Source organism: Cryobacterium sp. TMS1-20-1 (assembly GCF_004402355.1).
Taxonomy (GTDB): Bacteria; Actinomycetota; Actinomycetes; order Actinomycetales; family Microbacteriaceae; genus Cryobacterium; species Cryobacterium levicorallinum.
Genome location: NZ_SOGF01000049.1, coordinates 73,980 through 96,220 on the forward strand (window position 1 = coordinate 73,980; position 22,241 = coordinate 96,220).

Genomic DNA, 22,241 nt, shown 5'->3' on the forward strand with positions numbered 1-22,241 from the left:
CTATCAGCACTGGATACCCCCGGTGATCAAACTAGAGAAAACTCTAGCCTTACTACGTTCTAACCTTTGGCAAGCGCGCCATAACGGAACTTGAACGACGCGTCGAGCGTGTCTTCGGTCCCGGTGATGCTCGGCCCAGTGATAGCGACCTGTGCTCCCTGGAGCAGCGGAACGGTGGAGAGTGCAGCCGCGACCTTGTCCTGGATTTCCTCGATGAGCGCGGTGCGCGCCTCGGGGTCATTCGTGACGGCCTGTTCTTTGATCATGGCATCGACCTCGGCGTCGTCGTAGTGGTTCTGGAGAAAGTTGTTCTGGGCGAAGAACGGCGTCAGGTAATTGTCAGCGTCGGAGTAGTCCGGGAACCAACCAAGCTGGTAAGCGGGGTAGACGTCAGCTACTCGGTCCTTGGAGTACTGAACCCACTCGGTGGACTGCAGGCTGACCGTGAACAGGCCGGAAGCATCCAGCTGGTCCTTGATCAGCGCATACTCGTCGCTCGAGCCGGGGCCGTAGTGGTCCGCGTTGTACTGCAGGTTGAGTGCAACCGGGGTGGTCACGCCGGCTGCGGCGAGGTCTGCCGCGGCCTTCTCAATGTCCGGTCCGCCCGCACCGTCGCCGTAGAGACCCTTAAGCGACTCGGTGGCACCGGTCATGCCAGCGGGAACGTAGGAATACAGCGGGGTGTAGGAGCCCTTGTAGACCTGGTCGGCGAGTTCTTCGCGGTCAACGATATCGGCAACGGCCGCGCGCACTGCGAGTGCCTTGGCCGGGTCGGCGTCAGCGGTCGTCGTGCCGAAGGGCTGCGTGTTGAAGTTGAAGGTGATGTAGCGGATCTCGCCGCCGGGGCCGTCAACGACGCTGACAGCGTCGTTGCCGCGGAGGTCGTCAATGTCGGTCGCCGACAGGCTGCGCCATGCGACGTCGATGTTGCCTTCCTGAATGTCGAGCTTGAGGTTGGACGCGTCGGTGTAGTACTTGACGTTGATGACGTCGGTCTTGGCGGCGCCGAGCAGGCCCTGGTAGCCCTCGTAGGCCGTATACGAGAGCAGGTTGTTGAAGTCGTAGCTCGTCAGCACATACTGGCCGGCAAAGGCCTCCGCTGCGACAATGTCGTCGTCGGAAGTCACCTCCGTCGCGGAGAAGGAGTCCTCATCCACGATGACGCCGGCGGGGCTGGACAGGATCTGCGGGAAGATTTGGTCGTTTCCGGCCTTCAGGGTGAAGACGACCGTGGTGTCGTCGACGGCCTCAGTGCTCTCGAGGTTGCCCAGGAGGGTGGACGGGCCCTTTTCGTCGGCGATGGCCAGCTGACGATCGAAGCTGAACTTGACGTCGGACGCGGTGAGCGCGTTGCCGTTGGCCCATTCGAGGTCGGGCTTGAGGGTGACGGTGTATTCCGTCGGTGAGGTGAACTCGGCGCTGACGGCGATGTCGGGCTCGACATCCGCTGTGCCGTAGGCGCTGTTCATCAGGAACGGGAAGACCTGGGTCTGCACCGAGAAGGAACCGGAGTCATACGAGCCGGCCGGGTCGAGGGTGGTGACCTTGTCTGTGGTGCCGATTGTGATCGGGCCGCCTGCGTTGTCGGTAGTCGTGCTGCCGCCCGCTGAGCAGCCGGCCAGTACCAGCGCCGCGACCGCGAAGCCTGCTGTGGCAGCGAGAGCGCGCTTGCCGTTAGTGAATGCGGATGTCATATCCGTCGTCCTCTTCCTGTAGAAGTCTCATGACCAGGAGAACCCGAGAATGGGCGCAGCTGTTCATTGCTGTTAGCCAAGAATTAGCACAGAATGCGCAGATTGCCACGATCAGCCGCAGCTTCTTTACGTATCTGCAACAAAGTCGTTGCTCATGCGCTGACTCAGAAGTTGCGCGTGGGTCACTCGTCGCGGAGGGCGCGTCGCTCGGCCTCGACGCGCACGAGTTCGCGCTGGAGCGTGCGGTACATCTCGGTCTCGCTGGCATCCGCTCGTTGCAGTCGGCCGAGCAATTCGGCCTTGAGGCGCAGCAGGTCTTTGTCAATGAGCACGATGGTGATCTCGCGCACGTAGCGGGTGACGTCTTTCTCGGTGCGCTCGGGCAGATTGGCCATGGCGAGCTCCTGAACAAGGTTCTTCAGGGTGTCCGGAACCTCCGCGACGACGCGATCGAGCCAGTCGGGCGCCTCGAAGTGCGGCAAGCTCGACGCGATCGCGTCGCGCACCACCGCGAGAGAGCTATTCGCAAACGATGTCTGCACCGCGCTGTCGAGGATGTCCCGGCCGATCAGCGTTGGGCGCTGCAGCATGGCCATGAGGCCGTCGCGCTCGAGTCGGGTGACCGGGTCGCCGGGCAATTCGACCAGCGAGAATGGGCGCTCTGGCAGCACTTCGACCGCGCCGGCATGCCGGGGAGCGTTCGGCCCGCCGCTCGCCGACGAGCGCGCTCCGGACTGGGCGTTGGTGACGGCCCTGGCAACCTCGCCCATATCGACGCCGAGCATGCGCGAGAGTTCCCGGGTGTAGCCGGGGCGCAGCACCGGGTCGCGAATATCGCCGACGACGGGGGCTGCGGCGCGCAGGGCGGCCGTGCGACCCTCGACCGTGTCGAGGTTGTACTGGGAGAGGATCTGCCGAATCATGAACTCGAACATCGGCTTCTTCGCGTCGACCATTCTCCTGACCGCATCATCGCCGCGCTGCAGGCGCAGGTCGCAGGGGTCGAGGCCCTCCGGGCCGACCGCGACGTAGGTCTGAGCGGAGAACCGCTGCTCCTCGCTGAAGGCGCGCATGGCGGCCTTCTGACCGGCAGCGTCGGGGTCGAAGGTGAAGACGACTTCGCCGACACCGGAGTCATCGCCGAGCACGCGGCGTAACACCTTAATGTGGTCGACGCCGAACGAGGTGCCGCAGGTAGCGACGGCAGTGGTGATGCCGGCCAGATGGCACGCCATCACGTCGGTGTAGCCTTCGACCACGACGACCTGGTGACTGCGCGAGATGTCGCGCTTGGCGAGGTCGAGGCCGTAAAGTACCTGAGCCTTGTGGTAGACGGGTGATTCGGGTGTGTTGAGGTATTTCGGGCCCTTGTCGTCGTCGAGCAGCTTGCGCGCTCCGAAGCCAATGGTCTGCCCGGTGATGTCGCGAATCGGCCAGACCAGGCGCCCACGAAAACGGTCGTAGATGCCGCGATCGCCGCTCGAGACCAGACCGGACAAGGTGAGTTCCTCGGTGGTGAAGCCTTTGGCGCGGAGGTGGTTGGTCAGTTCGTCCCAGCTCTTGGGCGCAAACCCGACGCCGAACCGGGTCGCCGCGGCAGCGTCAAAACCGCGCTGCCCCAGAAACGCCCGGCCGACCTCAGCGCCCGCGCTGCCGAGCTGGTCGATGAAGAAATCGGATGCCGCCTGGTTGGCCGCGAGCAGGCGGGCGCGATTGCCGTGGTCCGGGGCCGCTCCGGAACCGTCTTCGTAGTGCAGGTCGAGGCCGACCCGACCGGCAAGCCGCTCAACGGCCTCACTGAAGCTGACGTGGTCCATCTTCTGCAGAAAGGAATAGACGTCGCCGCTCTCGCCGCAGCCGAAGCAGTGGTAGAAGCCAACCTGCGGACGCACGTGAAAGCTGGGGCTGCGTTCGTCATGGAAGGGGCAGAGGCCCTTCATTGAGCCGACACCGGCGGACTTCAGGGTGACATAGTCACCGATGATGTCCGCGATATTGGTACGGGCCTTGACCTCTTCGATGTCGCTTTGTCGAATCAGTCCAGCCATAAGTAAATTGTATCGGTGCGCACCGACAGCACCGACGCGAGGCTAGAGGGCGCGCTGCAGCAGCGTGATGAACATGGCGTCGGTGCCGTGGCGGTGCGGCCACAGCTGAACGCTGCCGGTATCGGCGGGCAGATCGAGGTTGGCGGCGCTGAATGACTGCACGACGGCAGCCGTGTCGAGCGCCGTCACGGTTCCGCCGGCCTTGCGCACCGCCAGGGCGACGATCGCGCGGGTCTCGGCGGTGTGCGGCGAGCACGTCACATAGGCCAGGATGCCGCCGGGCTTGAGCGCGAGCAGGGCCGCGTCGATGAGTCCGGACTGCAAACCGGCGAGGTCGGCAACGTCCTTGGGCTGCTTGCGCCAGCGCGCCTCTGGCCGACGGCGCAGAGCGCCGAGGCCCGTGCACGGCGCGTCGAGCAGAATGCGGTCGAAGGTGTCCGGGTGTGTCTGGCCGATGGTGGTGCCATCCACTTCCCACACCGGAACCGTTTCGGGCAGAGCCGTCAGGGCGGTGCGCACGAGGGTTGCCCGGGCCGGTACGAGCTCGTTCGCTACGAGCACAGCTCCCCCGGCGCGTGCTTCGGAGGCGAGCAGGGCGGCCTTGCCGCCGGGGCCGGCGCAGAGGTCGAGCCAGCGCTCGCCCGGAATGATGGGCCGCGCCCGGCTGAGCGCCAGGGCGGCGATCTGCGAGCCCTCGTCCTGCACCCGAACGCGGCCTTCCGTCGCGGTCACCAGATGGTACGGGTCGCCGGAATCCAGCACGAAACCGACCGGCGAGAACTCGTCGGCGAGGCCGAGGCGTTCGCGATCTGCGTCGGTCGCGAGACCGGGCAGCGCCACCATGTTGACCTTGGCCGCCATATTGTCGGCGGCAAGCAGGTCCGAGAGCTCGCTTTCATGGCCCTCAGCCTGCAGAGCCTTGCGAAAAGCGCGCACGATCCAGGCCGGGTGAGAGAATTCGGCGGCGAGCCGGTCATCGGCGTTGACCGAGCCCTCCAGCACCAGATCGCGCCATTCCTCAGCGCTCGAGCGGGAGATGGTGCGCAGCACCCCATTGGTGAATCCCGTCGCGGAGCGTGAGCCGACCTGCTTGGCGAGCGAGACCGACTCGTTGACCGCGGCATGGGTGGCGACCCGCGTGGCGAGAAGCTGGTGGGCACCGAGGCGCAGCACGTCGAGAATTGCGGGATCGATCGCGCTGACGGGACGGTTCGCGGCGAGGGCGATCACGCGGTCGTAGAAGCCCTGCATGCGCAGGGTGCCGTAGGTGAGCTCGGTCGCGAGGGCGGCATCCGCTGTATTGAGAGCGGCACGCTGAATACGGGTCGGCAGCAACAGGTTCGCGTAGGCGTCGGACTCGCGGACGGCGGCGATCACCTCGTAGGCGATGCGGCGGGCCGGCTGCACGAAATCGGCCGGGGCCTGGCGCGCGCGCGGCACACCGCCAGAGTACGCAGAGTCGGCGGCGCTGTCGCCAGCCGACCCGCCAGAACGCGCGGCCCCAGAACGGGCCGTGCCAGAACGCGGTGCGCCGGCACCCGCTGCGCCAGAACGCGCCTCGCCGGCATTGCCTCTTCCCCCCGTGCGATCGTCGCTCATAATGCGATCACCGATTCTGCTGCCACTCCGCGCCACCAGTCGTTCGCTGTCATTGCTGTCTTTCCGGCCGGTTGCACGCGCAGCAAAACCAACGGTTCGGTCTGCGTGCCCACGAGCACTGTTTTTTCACGCTGCAGAATAGTTCCGGCAGGCAGGTTCGGCTCGTCGACGCTCGGAGCGACCTCGAGAAGTTTGAGAACGGCACCGTTCACCGTGGTGAACGCGCCGGGTTCGGGGGTCACGCCGCGAATACGGCTATAAACGGATGCTGCCGGCTGGTCGAAATCGATGCGTGCGTCGTCCCTGGTCAGTTTCGGGGCGAGGGTGACTTCGCCGGTCTGCGGCACGGCCACGGCAGTACCGGCCGCGAGCCCGCCCACGACCCGCAGCAGCAGTTCGGCGCCACTGTGGCTGAGCTCGTCGAGAAGTATTCCCGATGTGGAATGTACGCCGAGGGGCCGGGAAAAGCTTCCGAACACATCGCCGGCATCGAGCTCGGGCACCAGCTGGAACACGGCAGCACCGGTCAGCTCATCACCGGCGATCACGGCGCGCTGAACCGGAGATGCCCCGCGCCACCGCGGCAGGAGGGAGAAGTGCAGGTTGATCCAGCCGAGGCGCGGCACCGAGAGCAGTGGTTCGCGCACGATTCCGCCGTAGGCGACGATAACGCCGAGGTCGGGCTGCAGGGCACGGATAGTCTCGGTCGCCTCGGCGTCGAGCCGGTTGGTCTTGAGCACCGGGTACCCCCACTCCGCGGCAGCCAGGGCGACCGGCGACGGGGTGAGGGTGCGCTTGCGGCCGAGCGGGGCATCCGCTCGGGTGATGACGGTCACAATCTCGTGATCGGTACCGGCCAGGGCCGTGAGGCTGGGTACGGCGACCTCGGGCGTGCCGGCAAAGACGATTTTCATTTAGAGCAGCTCCGGGTCATCGAATCGAACTTTAAGTGTAGGTGCCGGTTGGAACGAACCGGACTTCGGCTTGCGGCGCTTGGCGGCGTTACGCACGACCGCGGCCTTGAGCGCATGGGCCACCTCATCGCCGCGGGCATAGCCGAATCGAACTACCGCACGAACCAGTGGCGCCTCGGTGTCGACTGGGCCGAGCACATCGAGGCCGGCCACCGCACTGAGATCGGCGAGGGCGGCGTCGACATCGGCGGCGGTTCCGGTGACGGAGGCGACGCGCACTGCCGGCGGAAACCGCAGCTGGCGGCGGTCGGCGAGCTCACTCGCAGCGAAGATATCCGGGTGCCAGGCGTTGAGCGCGCGGGCGAGCGCCCCGCCGACTCCGGCGAGGATTACGGGAGCGCCAGGGGCGGCGAGGGCGGCGGCGTTGGCCCACCAGCGCAGGCAGTCCTCGCCGACGCGCAGGGATTCCCGGGCGAGCATGCGTTCGCCATCGAGAATGAGAATGGCGCGATAGCCTCCGGTCGGAACCGGTTCGGCGCCGCGAGTCGCGATGACCAGGGCCGGCTCGGCCCCGAGTGTCTGAATGGTGTGGTCGCCGTCGGCGACGATCACCCGGGCCCCCGGGAAAGCTCGGCCGAGCTCTTCGGCGGTGCGTCCGGTGCCGAGCGTCACCACACGCAGTTTGGTGCCCTCGCAGTGGGCGCAGGTCCAACCGGCCGCGAGTGCGCCGCACCAGCGGCAGGACGGCACGGCCGAGGCCGATTTAAGCCCGAGCGGGCCCTGGCAATGCGTGCACCGGGAGGCCTTCTTGCAGCTTTGGCAGGCGAGCATGGGCGCATAGCCGGGGCTCGCGACCTGCACGAGCACGGGGCCGTGGCCCAGAGCCTCGCGGGCGGCTTGCCACGCCGCCGAGGGGATGCGGGCTGCGCGGGTCTGCTGGTCGGGCTCGGATTGAAAGTCGGTGGGGATAATGCGCGGGTGCCGGCCGGCGGCCGGATTCACGTCGGCGAGGTAGCCCAGCTCGACCAGCCGCTGGGTTTCGACGCTGCGCGAATGGCCGAGAAAGACCAGGGCGCATTCGGTGTTCTGCTGACGCACCAAGGCCGCGTCGCGGGTGTTCACGTAGGGGCTGAGCGGCTCGGTGTAGAGCGGGTCGCCGTCGTCCCAGACGGCAATGAGGCCCAGGTCCTGCGCCGGGGCGTAGACGGCCGAGCGGTTGCCGAGGATGATGCGCGGTTCCGGTTGCAGGCAGGCGAGGAAGGCGCGGTAGCGGTCGGGGTTCGGCTGGCGGGCGTCGACCCGGCTCAGCGGCAGGGTCGGGGCGAGCTGGGCCACGGCGGCCTGCACCTGGTCCTGGTCGCGAAAGTCGGGAACGCAGAGGATGGCGCTCTGCCCGGCACCGAGGGTGGCGACGGCGAGTTCGGCGAGGGTCTGCGCCCAGCGGCCGATGGTCGTGCCGTCGTCGAGCTGCGTGAGTTCGGGGATCGCGGCGACGGCAACCCGGTGGTGCTCCATAATGACGCTGTCGAGGCGGCCGGTCGGGTAGCCGACGAACGCGGGAGTCGCCAGGGCAATCGAGACGGGCGACGGTGTCGGAATGGCGGTCTCGACAGGCTCGACCAGCGGATGGTTCGGTGCCGAAGCGGGTGGCGGTATCGGGACGGCGGTCTCGGAAGGCGCGGCTGGCATAACCGGTGCGTCCGGGACGGCAGGCTCCGGAGCGGCCGAGAAACCAGGCTCCCGTGCAACGGGTACAACAACAGCAGCAGCCCGCGCCGCCAGCCAGGCCTTTTCAACGCGCACCTGGCGCGGCGGCACGGCGAGACGGATGATGTCACTCGCGTTCCCCGCCGCCCGATCCGCTAGTCGGCGCGCCAGCTTCCAGACGGCCGGCGTGAGTACGACCGCCGTGGAAACGACCGAGTCAAGCGGGCTGAGCGCGCCGCGGTAGGCGGCATCCGTTGTCGAAGCGGACTCAGCGCGGGGATCAAACAGCTCGATCACATAGGCGTCGATGACCCGCCCACCGGAGCGAAAAGGCACCTTGACCCGCACCCCGACAGCCACCTGCCCGACCAGTTCGGCGGGTACGCCGTAGTCGAACAGGTGGTCAAGCTGCGGCAGCGGGGAATCGATCAGCACCCGTGCGACCAGGCCGGTGTGCGTCATGATGAGGCCAGAGTTCAGAGGCCGGCGGCGCTGCGCAGGTCGTCGACCTTATCGAGGCGCTCCCAGGTGAAGTCGGGAAGCTCCCTGCCGAAGTGGCCGTAGGTGGCCGTCTGCGCGTAAATGGGACGCAGCAGGTCAAGGGAGTGGATGATGGCGGCCGGGCGCAGGTCGAACACCGCACGAATCGCCGCGGTGATCTCCTTGTCGGGCAGCACGCCGGTGCCGAAGGTTTCGACGTAGAGTCCGACCGGGGAGGCCTTGCCGATCGCGTACGCGACCTGCACCTCGAGGCGCTCGGCCAGGCCGGCCGCAACGGCGTTCTTGGCGACCCAGCGCATGGCATAGGCGGCCGAGCGGTCGACCTTGGACGGGTCCTTGCCGCTGAACGCTCCACCACCGTGTCGGCTCGATCCGCCGTAGGTGTCGATAATGATCTTGCGACCGGTGAGGCCGGCGTCGCCCTGCGGGCCGCCGATTTCGAAGCGGCCGGTGGGGTTGATCAGGGTCGACAGCGATGACGAGTCAAGGTCAATGCCCGCGAGCACCGGGCGAATCACGAGCTCTTCAACCTCCGCGCGCAACCGCTCCGTGGTCACGGACGGCGCGTGCTGGGTCGAGACCACGACGGTCTCGACCGTACGCGGAATGATGCCGTCGTAGCCGATGGTGACCTGGGTCTTGCCGTCGGGGCGCAGGTAGTCAAGCTCGCCGTTCTTGCGCACGAGAGCCAGGCGTTCGGCCAGCCGGTGGGCGATCCAGATCGGGATCGGCATGAGTTCGGGCGTCTCGCGCGTGGCGTAACCGAACATGATGCCCTGGTCGCCCGCGCCTTGCCGATCGAAGTCGTCGAGGCTGGACTGCTCGCGTGTCTCAAAGGCATTGTCAACGCCCTGGGCGATATCGGGCGACTGGCCGCCGATGGAGATTTCGACACCGCAGGAGCGGCCATCGAACCAGACATCCGACGAGTCGTAGCCAATGTCGGTGATGCACTTGCGCACGATCAACGGGATCTCGACGTACGCCTCGGTGGTGACCTCGCCGGCCACGTGCACGAGGCCCGTGGTGACGAGGGTCTCGACGGCGACCCGGCTGTGCGGGTCGTCGGTGAGCAGGGCATCGAGAATGCTGTCGGAGATCTGGTCGCAGATCTTGTCGGGGTGACCCTCGGTGACTGATTCCGAGGTGAAGAGGCGAAGATCGCTCATCTGGCCCGTCTCTGTAGATGTTGATGAACTACGTATAAAAAACGTAGAAGTTGAATGTGCTGCCGGTCTGTCGAAGCCGCGGCTAACCGATCAGGTCAAGTATGCAATTGGCCACCGACATTTTGCTTCCGGAGGCCTCGTTCACTATAACTCCGCCGTGATCGAGCACCGTGACGGTGTTACCTTCCGTGCCGAAACCGGCGTCCACGCCGACCCGGTTCACCACTAGAAAGTCGCAGCCCTTGCGGGCGATTTTCTCGCGGCCGAGTGCGATCAGCCGGTCGGCATCCGCTTCGGTTTCGGCAGCGAAGCCGATGATCTGCTGACCCGGTCTGCGGGAAGCGGACAGTCCGGCCAGAATGTCCGGGTTTTTGACCAGTTCGAGCGTGAGGGTGTCGCCGACCTCGTCTTTCTTGATCTTGCCGAGCTGTACGCTCTTCGGCCGGTAGTCGGCGACGGCGGCGGCCATGATGATCACGTCGGCCGATGCAGCGGCCGTCGTCATGGCCTCCAGCATCTCCTGGGCGCTACCCACCAGCACGCACGACACGCCAGTCGGAACCGGCACCTCGAGGTTGGCCGCGACCAGGGTAACCCGAGCCCCACGGGCGAGCGCAGCCTGGGCGAGCGCAACACCCTGCTTGCCACTGGACCGGTTGCCGAGGTAACGCACCGGGTCGAGCGGTTCCCGGGTGCCGCCGGCGCTGATCAGCACGTGTCGTCCAGCGAGATCCTGCCGAGCGGATGCCGCGGCCTCCCCCGCAGGCGGCTCCCGATCAAGAATGGCCAGGGCCACCGCAACGATGGTCTCCGGTTCCTCCATCCGGCCGGCGCCGGAGTCGGTGCCGGTCAGACGGCCGACACCGGGGCCTACGATGGTGATGCCGCGCGAGCGCAACACGGCCACGTTCGCCATGGTCGCCGGATTGTTCCACATTTCGGTGTGCATGGCCGGTGCGATCATGAGCGGCGCGGTGCTGGCCAGGATGGTGTTGCCGAGCAGGTCGTCGGCGAGGCCGGCGGCGAGCTTGGCGATGCTGTTGGCGGTGGCTGGGGCGACCACGATAAGGTCGGCGCCCTGGCCGATGGCCACGTGGCGTACCTCGGCGACCCCCTCATAGAGGTCGGTGTGCACGGGATTGCGGGAGATCGCCTCGAGCGTCGGCTTACCGACAAACCGCAGGGCGGCCGCGGTGGCGACGACGTGCACGGAGTCGCCGTGCAACACAAAAGCGCGCACAATGTTAACGGCCTTGTACGCTGCGATGCCGCCGGTGATACCGACGACGATCGTGCGAGGTGTCTTCATCCTGCGCGCTTTAAAAAACTGTGTGCTACGCCTCGACGATCGGGCGGGAAACGAGCTTGTCGTCGTTGATCTCGCGCAGGGCCACGGAAAGCGGCTTGTCTTCGACGGTCGAGTCGACGAGCGGTCCGACATTGTCGAACAGGCTGCCTTCGTGCAGGTCAGCGTAGTAGTCGTTGATCTGACGCGCACGCTTGGACGCAAAAATCACGAGGGCATACTTCGAGTCGACCTTGGAGAGCAGGTCGTCGATGGGCGGGTCAATGATGCCAGTGGGCTTGTTCGCCATTGGTGTCAACTCCTAATAGAGCACGGCCTGGGGCCTGTGCGAGCTTGCGGATACGTGTCGTAATACACGCATGAATTCAGCAGAAACGGGCGCTACGACATGCTCGTTGCAGCGCGGATCTCCATCAAGTCTACGACCTCGCGAGCGGCCTCGGCGACATCGTGGTTGATCACACGATAATCGAACTCTCCCTGAGCGGCCAATTCGAGCTTTGCGGTCTCCAGCCGACGGGCCTGCTCGGCCGAATCTTCGGTGCCGCGGCCGATCAGCCGACGCACGAGTTCATCCCAGCTCGGCGGCAGCAAAAACACCAGGCGGGCTTCGGGCATGGCTCGGCGCACGGCGCGAGCACCCTGCAGGTCGATTTCGAGCAGCACGCTGTTGCCAGCGGCGATAGCCGCATCGACCGGGCCGCGCGGGGTTCCGTAGCGGTAGGCATTGTGTACCTTGGCCCACTCGAGCAGTTCGCCGGCCTCCACCATGCGGTCGAATTCCTCGTCGGAGACAAAGTAGTAGCTGAGGCCCTCGGTCTCCCCCGGGCGCGGCGCGCGGGTCGTCGCCGAGACGGAGAGCAGCACGTCGGGATAGTTCTCCCGAATGTACCCGGCGACGGTTCCCTTGCCGACCGCGGTGGGTCCAGCGAGAACGATGAGTTTGGAGTCGGCGATGTTCTTGCGCAGGGCCGGTCGTTCGGACAAAAAATCCCGGAGGCGATCACGCTGGTGCCGGCCGAGGCCACCGAGGCGCTTGGACGGTGAGATTTCGAGGCGGTGGATGATGCGCTGCATCTTGGTGACGCCGATCGCCGGGATACTCACGAGCAGCTCGGTCACTCTCAAGCGGCCCTCGACCCCGATCGGGTCGGCGATGGCCGTGGCGAGAACTTCGAGCGCGGTGCGTTGAGCGGAGGCGACTTCGGCCTTGACCTTGGCGCGGGCGCGACGGGCCGCGACGGCGGCGCGCGACGCGGCGACCCGATCAACCTCGGGCGGGGTGGGACGGTTTTCAGCCACGGACGGCACCTACTTCGGCTACTCGGCGCTCAATGGCTTCTTCGATCCGGTGGGGTCCGGCCGAGAGCACACTGCGCGATTCACTCACGATAACCCCTCCGGCGTATCCACCATATATCGAGGTCAGATCCATAATATGCCCACCCTGGTGTCCGAAGCCGGGCGCGAGCACCGGTGTGCGAAATTCGGTCGGTGCGGCCTGCAGATCAATGCCGAATGATGACAGGTCGAGGGTGGCGCCCAGCACTACGCCGACCGATCCCAGACCGGTCGTCAGGCGAGCGGATGCTGCCCGCGCGTTGCGATCCGCAACGTCGTCCAGAATGGCGCGGGCGACGCTCGAACCGGCATAAGGCCCGTCGGCGACGATGGCCCGCTGAATGTCGGCAGCTTCCGGGTTGGAGGTCGCGGCGAGCAGGAAGACTCCCTTGCCGTTCTCAGCCGCGAGGGTGAGTGGCGAGTCGAGCGAACCGACGCCCATGTACGCGGCGAGGGTGAGGGCATCCACTTCGAGCGGAGATCCGGACGAGAGCCAGGCTTGCGCGTAGGCCAGGGCGCTCGTGCCGAGGTCGCCGCGCTTGGCGTCGCCGATCACGAGCAGGCCGGCCTGCCGGGCATCGGCCAGCACGCGCTCGAGGGCGACGAAGCCGGCCGAGCCGAATCGTTCGTAAAAGGCGACTTGCGGTTTGACAATGCCGACTCGGCCGGCGGCAGCGGCGACAACCGTGCGACCGAAGGACTCCGCTCCAGCAGCCGTGTCGGGCAGGTTCCAATCGTCAAGCAGCCAGGAGTGCGGGTCGATGCCGACGCACAGCTGGCCGCTCTCGGCGAACACCCGCTCGAGGCGTTCGCCGAAGGACAGCACGGTCGCAGGGCCGCCGTTCACAGCAGTGCCGCCGTTCACAGCAAGGCCGTGCGGGCCGTGGCGTATTCCTGAAGCGAGGTCACCTCGAACCCGTCGCGAATCGAATCGATCGAAGCGACCGCAGCGCTGAGCTCGGCGATTGTGGTGAACAGGGGAAGGTCTCCGGCCACGGCGGCGGCGCGAATCTCGTACCCGTCGGCCCGGGCGGTGCTGCCACCGGGGGTGTTGATGACGATCTGGATCTCTTCGCGGCGAATGAGTTCGACGATTGAGACGTCGTCCTCCCCCGCCTTCTCGCTGAACTTGGTCACCACGCGCGCGCGGATCCCGTTTCGCTGCAGCACCTCGGCGGTGCCGATGGTTGCGGCGATGTCGTAGCCGAGCTGCTGCAGGCGCAGCATCGGCAGAATGATCGAGCGCTTGTCCCGGTCGGAGACCGACACGAAGACGGTGCCGGAGAGCGGGATTCCCCCGTACGCCGCGAGCTGGCTCTTAGCGAAGGCCCGCGGGAAGTCGCGGTCGATGCCCATGACCTCACCGGTGGAACGCATCTCCGGGCCGAGGATCGAGTCGACGACGAGGCCCTCCGGGGTGCGGAACCGGTTGAATGGCAGCACGGCTTCCTTCACAGCAACCGGCGATTCGATCGGAACCCGGGAGCCGTCGATGAGCGGTAGCTTGCCCGCGGCCTTGAGTTCGGCGATGGTCGAACCGACCATAATGAGCGCTGCGGCCTTGGCCAGCGTGATGCCGAGGGCCTTGGCCACGAACGGCACTGTGCGGGAGGCGCGCGGGTTGGCTTCGAGGACGTAGAGCACGCCAGCGCCGATGGCGAACTGCACGTTGAGCAGGCCCTTCACGCCGATACCGCGGGCAATCCCGAGGGTGGCTTCGCGTACTCGGTCGATTTCGGCCCGACCGAGGGTGACCGGCGGCAGGGTGCAGCTCGAGTCCCCGGAGTGGATGCCGGCCTCTTCGATGTGCTCCATGACGCCGCCGATGTACAGCTCGTGGCCGTCATAGATGGCGTCGACGTCGATTTCGATTGCGTCGTCAAGAAAGCGGTCGACCAGAAGCGGATGCCCGGCGCCGATGATTCCCTGCCCGGCCATGCGGGTGAAGTAGTCCGCGAGTGAGGGGGAATCATAGACGATCTCCATGCCGCGGCCGCCGAGGACGTAGCTCGGACGTACCAGTACCGGGTAGCCGATTTCTTCGGCCACCACGACGGCGCCGCCGAAGTCGATCGCGGTGCCGTTGCGCGGCGCGAGCAGGCCGGCGTCGTCGAGAATCTTCGAGAACAGTCCGCGTTCCTCGGCGAGGTCGATCGCGTCGGGGGTGGTGCCGAGAATGGGGATACCGGCCGCTTCAAGGCCGCGGGCCAGGCTCAGGGCGGTCTGGCCGCCGAGCTGCACGACCACACCGACGAGTTCGCCGCTCTGGCTTTCGGCGTGGATGACCTCGAGCACGTCTTCGAGCGTGAGCGGTTCGAAGTAGAGCCGGTCGCTCGTGTCGTAATCGGTGGAGACCGTCTCCGGGTTGCAGTTGATCATGATGGTCTCGTAGCCGGCCTCGGACAGTGCGAAAGAGGCGTGTACGCAGGAGTAGTCGAATTCGACGCCCTGGCCGATGCGGTTCGGCCCGGAGCCGAGAATGACGACCTTGCGGCGGTCGCTGGCGACAACCTCGGTCTCGTCGTCGTAGCTGGAGTAATGGTACGGCGTGAGGGCCGGGAACTCCCCCGCGCAGGTGTCAACGGTCTTGAAGACCGGACGCACGCCGAGAATGTGACGTACGGTGCGGACATCCGCTTCGCCGAAACCGCGCAACTCGCCGATCTGAGCGTCGGAGAAGCCGTGGTCTTTGGCGAGGATCATCACGTCACGGTCGAGGCGGTCGGCAGCCCTGACCTGCTCGGCGATCTCGTTGATCAGCACGATCTGGTCGATGAACCACGGGTCGATCTTGGTCGCGGTGAAGACCTGGTCGATCGTCGCGCCGCGGCGCAGGGCCTGCTGCACGGTGACGATGCGGCCGTCGGTGGGAATCTCGGCGGCGGCGAGCAGTTCGTCAATAGAACGGGTTTCTTCGCCCCAGTGAAAGCTCGATCCGCGCTTCTCCAACGAGCGAAGGGCCTTCTGCAAAGCGGATGCGAAGCTGCGGCCGATGGCCATCGCCTCACCGACCGACTTCATGGTCGTGGTCAGTCGCTGGTCGGCAGCCGGGAACTTCTCAAACGCGAAGCGCGGCACCTTGACCACGACGTAGTCGAGGGTCGGTTCAAAGCTTGCCGGGGTGACGCCGGTGATGTCGTTGGGAATCTCGTCGAGGCGGTAGCCGAGGCTCAGCTTCGCTGCGATCTTGGCGATCGGAAAGCCGGTCGCCTTGCTGGCCAGGGCGGACGAGCGCGAGACGCGCGGGTTCATCTCGATGACGATGACCCGGCCGTCGGCCGGGTTGACGGCGAACTGAATGTTGCAGCCGCCGGTGTCGACGCCGACGGCACGGATGATGTCGATTGAGATGTCGCGCAGGTGCTGGAACTCGCGGTCGGTCAGGGTCAGCGCGGGGGCGACGGTGATCGAGTCGCCGGTGTGCACACCGACCGGGTCGACGTTTTCGATGGAGCAGACGACGACCGTGTTGTCGGCCGTGTCGCGCATCATTTCGAGCTCGTATTCCTTCCAGCCGAGGATGGATTCTTCGAGCAGAACCTCGGTGGTCGGGCTGTGGTGCAGGCCGTCGGTGACGATGCGGCGCAGTTCCACCTCGGTGTAGGCGAAGCCCGAGCCAAGGCCACCCATGGTGAAGGAGGGGCGTACGACGAGCGGGTAGCCGAGGTCTTCGGCGTAGCCGACGGCCTCCTCGACCGTCTTGGCGATGAAGGAGCGGGCTACGTCGGCGCCGGCGTCGAGCACGAGCTGCTTGAAGATCATGCGATCTTCGCCCTTGTTGATGGCGTCGAAGCTCGCGCCGATCAGCTCAACGTCGTACTTTTCGAGGATTCCGCGTTCGTGCAGCTGGATCGCCGCATTGAGCGCAGTCTGCCCGCCCAGGGTGGGCAGAATCGCGTCCGGTCGTTCCTTGGCGATGATCGTCTCAAGAATTTCGGCCGTGATCGGTTCGATGTAGGTCGCGTCGGCAAAGTCGGGGTCGGTCATGATGGTGGCCGGGTTGGAATTGACCAGGATGACGCGCACGCCCTCTTCGCGCAGCACGCGGCAGGCTTGAGTGCCGGAGTAGTCGAATTCGCAGGCCTGGCCGATAACGATCGGGCCGCTGCCGATGACAAGAACACTGTTGATATCGTCGCGCTTGGGCATTATTTGGTTTCTCCTGCAACGGCTGACTGCGCAGCCAGAACAACGTCTCTGAATCGATCGAAAAGGTGGTTGGCGTCGTGTGGGCCGGAGGCGGCCTCCGGGTGGTACTGCACCGAGAAAGCGTTGATATCGAGGCAGCGGATGCCCTCGACCACTTGGTCATTGAGGCTGTAGTGGCTCACCTCGACCCGACCGAATCCGGTGCGAGAGTCATGCACGCCCTCAATCGGCATTTCAACGGCGAAGCCGTGGTTTTGCGAGGTGATCTCGACCCGCCCGGTGGTCTTGTCGAGAACCGGCTGGTTAATACCACGATGCCCGAACGGCAGCTTATAGGTGCGAAAACCGAGGGCACGGCCGAGTAGCTGGTTGCCGAAGCAGATACCGAAGTAGGGAATGCCCGCACGGAGTACTTCCTGCAGCAGATCCACGTGGGCGTCGGAAGCGGCCGGATCGCCGGGTCCGTTCGAGAAGAACAGGGCGGAGGGTTTCAGCGACAGAACGTGTTCGGCGGTGACCGACTGCGGAAGGACGAGCACCTCGAAGCCCCGTTCGGCGAGATAGGTCAGGGTGCTGGTCTTCACACCGAGGTCGAGCACCGCGACGGAGCCGATGCGTTCGCCCTGTGCGGGAATGGAGAAGGGTTCAACGGTCGAGACCTCGAGCGACAGGTTGCGGCCGCGCATAGCAGCTTCACCGAGCACGCGTTCGAGCTGTTCGCTGTCGGACAGGCCGAACAGGTCGCCCGAGAAGATTCCACTCTTCATGGCGCCCGCCGAGCGGATGTGGCGGGTGATCGCACGGGTGTCGATGCCGCTGATGCCGACGACGCCGTTTGCTTCGAGGTCATCGTCGAGGGTGCGGGTGGCGCGAAAATTTGAGGCCATCCGAGCGGGTTCGCGCACGATGAAGCCGGCCACCCAGATCTGCCTGGATTCCATATCTTCGTCGTTCATCCCGGTATTGCCCACGTGCGGGGCGGTCATCAGCACGATCTGACCGGCGTAGGACGGGTCGGTCAGGGTTTCCTGATAGCCGGTCATACCGGTGGCGAAGACGATCTCGCCGAGCGTCTGCCCCTCGCTCCCGTAGCTGCGGCCGACGAATCGGCGGCCGTCTTCGAGCACGAGCACGGCCGGGCCGGGCTTGTCGGTAACCAAGAAGGTGGGCGTCAGTGCAACGGATGCTTCTGCCTGGTCTGGTGCGGTCGAGTCGGGCACGTCAGGCCTCACTTTCGTCTTGATGGGCCGGGGCCGTAATGGTTCGGATTGAATCGATGAGACGGGCTCGATCGTTCGGGTCGATGATGCGGAAGAAGCTGTCAACGTCGCGGCGGTCGGTGCCGGGCGTGTTCAGGCGCCAGCTCAGGCGAACCAGCCCGTCGGTTTCGACGACGCGATCGATGGCGAGCTGCGCTGCACCGACCTGGTCGATGGCGGCGCCGGGCACGTACAGGGGCGCGTTGCCGTCTAGGTCGAGGGTGATGCCCTGCGCGGTCACGGTCAGGGCGGCGCGGGCCCGAAAACCCAGGCCGGGAATGGCCAGTCGCTCCAGCGAAGCGTCCCGCGGGGTAGTGGCCACGTAATAGGCCTCGGCGGTCGCCAACACGTCGGCGGCAGCGCCGCCCTCCGGCCGGGGGTAACCGGCGGTGAGCGTACGGTCACGTTGGCTGCGCTTGTGCCAGCTGCGCCACATCAGTACGAGTACGCCCAGCAGAAAGAGCGCCGTAATGATGGCGGGAATGGACCTATCCATGGGTGGGGACTCCGCGCGCGTGGCCGGCTATCTCGAGGTTGCTGCGCGCGATTTCGCCCTGCACAGTTCCGTCGAGCACCGTGGCGTAGCCGCGGTGGAAGGTCGCCCGCACCTCGCCGGGCAGCGTCATCGACAGGTACGGCGAGTTCACGCTCGTGCCCGACAGGTCGGCGCGACCGAAGACGCGGGTGGCAGCGGGATCGTACAGGGTCAGTTCGGCCGGCGACCCGACCTCGATCGGTTTGCCCTGACCGGTGATCCGGCCGATTTGAGCGGGCGTGCGGGAGAGCACGCGTTCGATGTCGGACCAGTTGAGCATTCCGTTCGCGACGACCGCGGCGTGCACGACCGACAGGGCTGATTCCAGCCCAACCATGCCGTTGGCAGCGGCATCCCACTCGCAGTCCTTGCTTTCGGCCGGGTGCGGAGCGTGGTCGGTCGCGACGATGTCGATCGTGCCGTCGGCGAGCCCGGCTCGCAGCGCTTCGACGTCTTCACGGCTGCGCAACGGAGGATTGACCTTGAATCGGGCGTCGTAGCCGCGCACGAGATCTTCGGTGAGCAGCAAGTGGTGCGGGGTGACCTCGGCGGTCACCTGGATGCCGCGGGCCTTGGCCCAGCGGATGACGTCGACGGAGCCGGCGGTGGAAACGTGGCAGACGTGCAGGCGGGAGCCGACGTGTTCGGCCAAGAGTACGTCGCGGGCGATGATCGATTCCTCGGCGACGGCCGGCCAGCCCACGAGGCCGAGTTCGCCGGAGAGGGCGCCCTCGTTCATCTGGGCTTTTTCGGTCAGGCGTGGTTCCTGGGAGTGCTGCGCGATGACGCCGTCGAAGGACTTGACGTATTCGAGGGCGCGACGCATGAGGAGCGGGTCCGAGACGCAGAATCCGTCATCGGAAAATACCCGCACCCTGGCCCGACTCGACGCCATGGCGCCCAGTTCGGCGAGTTGTTTGCCGGCCAGCCCTACGGTGACCGCGCCGATCGGCTGCACGTCGACGTAGCCGGCGCTTTCGCCGAGTGCGAGCACCTGTTCGACCACCCCGGCGGTGTCTTGGGCCGGCAGAGTGTTGGCCATGGCGAACACACTCGTGAACCCGCCCCGGGCAGCGGCACGGCTGCCGCTCAGCACGGTTTCGCTGTGCTCGTACCCGGGTTCACGCAGGTGGGCGTGCAGGTCGACGAGGCCGGGCAACGCTACGAGGCCGGCGGCGTCGATCACGCTCGCGCCGCTCTGGGACAGTCCGGTTCCCAGCTCAGCGATGCGCGCACCATCCAAACGGATGTCCGTGCTCGTGCCGTCCGGCAGGGTCGCCCCGCGTATGAGCCAGCGTTGGGCCATTCCGTCAATTGGCATTCTTCGATTCCTTCCGGTCACCGGATAAGAGCAAGTAAAGCGCGGCCATTCGCACGGAGACGCCGTTGGTGACCTGTTCGAGCACGGTCGAGTTGGCGGAGTCGGCCGCCGCGGATGAGATCTCCAGACCGCGATTCATCGGACCGGGGTGCATAACAATGCTAGCCGGACCGAGCCGACCGAATCGCGCGTCATCCAGCCCCCAGACCCGGGAGTACTCGCGGGTGCTGGGGAAGAAGGCCGCGCTCATCCGTTCAGTCTGAATGCGAAGCATCATGACCACATCCGGGCCGGCATCGATGGCGTCGTCCAGGTCGAAGCTGAACCGGGCGGGCCAGAGCGAGGTATCACTCGGCAGCAGCGTCGGCGGGGCGACGAACGTGACCTCGGCGCCGAGGGTGGTGAGCAGCCATAGGTTGGAGCGGGCGACGCGGGAGTGCAGCACGTCGCCGACGATCGTGACGGTGACGTCATCGAGTCCCTTGCCGCGGGATGCCGCTCCGTGGATGCGGCGCCGGATGGTGAAGGCATCGAGCAGCGCCTGGGTGGGATGTTCGTGGGTACCGTCGCCGGCGTTGATGATGCCGGCATCGATCCATCCGCTGGCGGCGAGCACCGCGGGGGCGCCGGAGGCCGGGTGGCGAATGACGACGCCGTCGGCGCCGATCGCGGCGAGGGTCTGCGCGGTGTCCTTGAGGCTTTCGCCCTTGGAGACGCTGGATCCCTTGGCGCTGAAGTTGATCACATCGGCGCTGAGCCGTTTCGCGGCGGCCTCGAACGAGATGCGGGTGCGGGTGGAGTCTTCGAAGAACAGGTTGACGACGGTCTTGCCGCGCAGGGTCGGGAGTTTTTTGACCTCACGCTGGCCGACATCCGCCATGTCCTCGGCGATGTCGAGCAGGTTGATAACCTCATCGCGGGCGAGGTCCTTGGTCGAGAGCAGATGCCTCATTGCTCACTCCGCCCGTCGATCGAGACGAATTCGTCGCCGTCGACCTCGTCGATGTGCACGTTGATGCGCTCGTCGGCAGCCGTTGGCAGGTTGCGACCGACGAAATCAGCGCGGATCGGCAATTCGCGGTGGCCGCGGTCGACGAGTACGGCCAGCCGCACGATGTTCGGGCGGCCGTGGTCGCCGAGCGCATCCAGAGCGCTGCGAATGGTGCGCCCCGAGTAGAGCACGTCGTCGACGAGGACCACCGTGGCGCCGTTGATGCTGCCGGGGATGTGGGTGCGCGAGGGGGTGCGCGTGCGGCCGTGCGCGAGGTCATCGCGGTACAGCGTCACGTCCAGGGAACCGACCCGCACCGGGGTCGCGGCCGGTTCGATCCGCTGGATGATCTCGGCAATCCGGTGGGCCAGAATGACGCCGCGGGTCGGAATGCCGAGGATGACGAGGTTGTCCGGGCCCCGATTGGACTCCAGGATCTCGTGGGAGATTCGAGTCAACGCGCGGGTGATGTCAGCCTGAGTGAGCACAATGTGCGCCAAATGCCGACCTCCTTCCCCGTCTCACAGGACGGATCATTAAAGGATGTCTGAATAGGTCTAGCTTAGCCGTTCCCGAGCGGGGAGTCTGTCTGGAGTGCGAGGCAGCTAGAAGGCGCCGGCGACGAAGGCGGAGAATTCGGCCTGATTGGTGAGGCTGCCCCGATATTGCGCGCCGTCAACAAGCACGGTCGGGGTGCCGGATACGGCCTCGATCTCGGCTCCCGCGATCGGACCGGTCAGCGCGGACTCGGTGTTCTGCTGCGACCAGGCCTGATAGTCCCCGCTTTGAACACAGTCGGTGATGCTCGCATCACCCCCAGCCAGGTCGGCGAGCTCGGCGTCGCTCAGCCCCCGGGTGTTCTCGAGCGGCTGGTTCGCGAACAGCTCCGACAAAAAATCGAGGGTCTCGCCGGGGTTGAGCGTGGCCTGGCAGGTCAACGCCGCCGAAGCCCGACTCGAGTAGTTCGTGCCCTGCGATTTGCTGTCCAGGAAGGTCAATGAGTGCACGCGCAGGGTGATGACGCCGCTCTCGACGCCGGCGAGAAGCAGTTCCCCATTGGTCTGCTCGAACTGGGCGCAGAACGGGCACATCGGATCGATGTATTCGTCGATAATGACCGGACCGGCACCGAATTCGAGATAGCCGCCATCGAAGTTGGCGGCGCCCAGCTCACCGGTCGGCAGCGGAGCTGACGACGAGCTGGACGAGCCCGCGTTGGATCCGACGTTCACCAGAAATGCTGCGAGAGCGGATGCGAAGATGACCGCGAGTGCCACCAGGATCACGAACACCGCGGTGCTGACGTACCCGATGATGAGGCCGGCCAGGGCGAAACCGCGGCCGACCTCACCGCGAGCTCGAATCTGCCCGAGGGCGATGTGACCCGTGATGATGCCGACGAGCCCGATCACCAATGACGAGACGAACGACACGATCGCCATGGTGTTGGTCTTCGGCGCCATCGCAAAGGGGGTTATCGGCTCGGCCGGCGGTGCGTACGGGTTCGGCCGGTTCGGCTGGGCGCCTTGTCCGGTGCTGGTCATCTTCGTGCCCTTCGTTGACGGTGCGCGCTGGAAGCGGCGATTCGCCGAGTTAGGCCCAATACCGTTCAGTTAAGCATCTCCGTGTTACGTTGTGGGTATGGCGCGTACAGGGTGGGTGAAGCCGGTCTCTGACCGTCGGTTGTCGGATTTGGTGTCGGTCGGT

At 66.0% G+C, this 22,241-nt stretch carries 17 protein-coding genes; all 17 read right to left on the reverse strand.

Annotated elements, in window-relative coordinates; all coding sequences use genetic code 11:
• Positions 1-59: 59 nt before the first annotated feature.
• The 17 genes from E3O45_RS10420 to E3O45_RS10500 all read right to left on the reverse strand — a co-directional run bounded on the left by E3O45_RS10420 (position 60) and on the right by E3O45_RS10500 (position 22,078).
• Positions 60-1,694, reverse strand: coding sequence for an ABC transporter substrate-binding protein (locus tag E3O45_RS10420; RefSeq protein WP_134443342.1), 1,635 nt, complete (start codon positions 1,692-1,694; stop codon positions 60-62).
• A gap of 182 nt (positions 1,695-1,876) precedes the next feature.
• Positions 1,877-3,742 carry a DNA primase gene (gene dnaG, locus E3O45_RS10425; protein WP_134443343.1) on the reverse strand — a complete coding sequence of 622 codons (1,866 nt, stop codon included), beginning with the start codon at positions 3,740-3,742 and terminating at the stop codon, positions 1,877-1,879.
• A gap of 42 nt (positions 3,743-3,784) precedes the next feature.
• On the reverse strand, positions 3,785-5,341 hold the full coding sequence (locus E3O45_RS10430; RefSeq protein ID WP_134443344.1) for an RsmB/NOP family class I SAM-dependent RNA methyltransferase: 1,557 nt from the start codon (positions 5,339-5,341) through the stop codon (positions 3,785-3,787).
• Entirely contained in the window at positions 5,338-6,255 is a 918-nt protein-coding gene (gene fmt / locus E3O45_RS10435; RefSeq protein ID WP_134443345.1) for a methionyl-tRNA formyltransferase, read from the reverse strand. The genes E3O45_RS10430 and fmt overlap by 4 nt, the downstream gene beginning before the upstream one ends.
• Positions 6,256-8,424 carry a primosomal protein N' gene (locus tag E3O45_RS10440; RefSeq protein WP_166789464.1) on the reverse strand — a complete coding sequence of 723 codons (2,169 nt, stop codon included), beginning with the start codon at positions 8,422-8,424 and terminating at the stop codon, positions 6,256-6,258. It lies immediately after the preceding gene.
• A gap of 14 nt (positions 8,425-8,438) precedes the next feature.
• Positions 8,439-9,632, reverse strand: a complete 1,194-nt coding sequence (metK, locus tag E3O45_RS10445; RefSeq protein WP_134443346.1) for a methionine adenosyltransferase — start codon at positions 9,630-9,632, stop codon at positions 8,439-8,441.
• Between the two features lie 82 nt (positions 9,633-9,714).
• A complete protein-coding gene (gene coaBC / locus E3O45_RS10450; RefSeq protein ID WP_134443347.1) occupies positions 9,715-10,941 on the reverse strand; it encodes a bifunctional phosphopantothenoylcysteine decarboxylase/phosphopantothenate--cysteine ligase CoaBC in 1,227 nt (408 codons plus the stop codon).
• A 25-nt stretch (positions 10,942-10,966) separates the two neighbouring features.
• Positions 10,967-11,227, reverse strand: coding sequence for a DNA-directed RNA polymerase subunit omega (rpoZ, locus tag E3O45_RS10455; protein ID WP_092107764.1), 261 nt, complete (start codon positions 11,225-11,227; stop codon positions 10,967-10,969).
• Between the two features lie 92 nt (positions 11,228-11,319).
• Positions 11,320-12,240: a guanylate kinase gene (gmk, locus tag E3O45_RS10460; protein ID WP_134443348.1), complete on the reverse strand. Its 921-nt coding sequence runs from the start codon at positions 12,238-12,240 to the stop codon at positions 11,320-11,322.
• Positions 12,233-13,126 (reverse strand): orotidine-5'-phosphate decarboxylase, encoded by an 894-nt coding sequence (pyrF, locus tag E3O45_RS10465; RefSeq protein WP_241978774.1) that lies wholly within the window; start codon positions 13,124-13,126, stop codon positions 12,233-12,235. Before pyrF ends, gmk begins: the two co-directional genes overlap by 8 nt.
• Before the next feature lie 14 nt (positions 13,127-13,140).
• Positions 13,141-16,428, reverse strand: a complete 3,288-nt coding sequence (carB, locus tag E3O45_RS10470; protein ID WP_134443349.1) for a carbamoyl-phosphate synthase large subunit — start codon at positions 16,426-16,428, stop codon at positions 13,141-13,143.
• Positions 16,428-17,561 (reverse strand): glutamine-hydrolyzing carbamoyl-phosphate synthase small subunit, encoded by a 1,134-nt coding sequence (carA, locus tag E3O45_RS10475; protein WP_092449186.1) that lies wholly within the window; start codon positions 17,559-17,561, stop codon positions 16,428-16,430. The genes carB and carA overlap by 1 nt, the downstream gene beginning before the upstream one ends.
• A gap of 88 nt (positions 17,562-17,649) precedes the next feature.
• Entirely contained in the window at positions 17,650-18,183 is a 534-nt protein-coding gene (locus tag E3O45_RS10480; RefSeq protein ID WP_104133170.1) for a hypothetical protein, read from the reverse strand.
• Positions 18,176-19,528 carry a dihydroorotase gene (locus E3O45_RS10485; protein WP_134443361.1) on the reverse strand — a complete coding sequence of 451 codons (1,353 nt, stop codon included), beginning with the start codon at positions 19,526-19,528 and terminating at the stop codon, positions 18,176-18,178. The genes E3O45_RS10480 and E3O45_RS10485 overlap by 8 nt, the downstream gene beginning before the upstream one ends.
• Before the next feature lie 4 nt (positions 19,529-19,532).
• The gene (locus E3O45_RS10490; RefSeq protein ID WP_134443350.1) at positions 19,533-20,495 is read right to left on the reverse strand and encodes an aspartate carbamoyltransferase catalytic subunit; all 963 of its coding nucleotides are present in this window, start codon (positions 20,493-20,495) and stop codon (positions 19,533-19,535) included.
• On the reverse strand, positions 20,492-21,034 hold the full coding sequence (pyrR, locus tag E3O45_RS10495; RefSeq protein WP_134443351.1) for a bifunctional pyr operon transcriptional regulator/uracil phosphoribosyltransferase PyrR: 543 nt from the start codon (positions 21,032-21,034) through the stop codon (positions 20,492-20,494). Before pyrR ends, E3O45_RS10490 begins: the two co-directional genes overlap by 4 nt.
• Positions 21,035-21,139: 105 nt before the next feature.
• Positions 21,140-22,078 carry a thioredoxin domain-containing protein gene (locus E3O45_RS10500; RefSeq protein WP_134443352.1) on the reverse strand — a complete coding sequence of 313 codons (939 nt, stop codon included), beginning with the start codon at positions 22,076-22,078 and terminating at the stop codon, positions 21,140-21,142.
• Positions 22,079-22,241 lie beyond the last annotated feature (163 nt).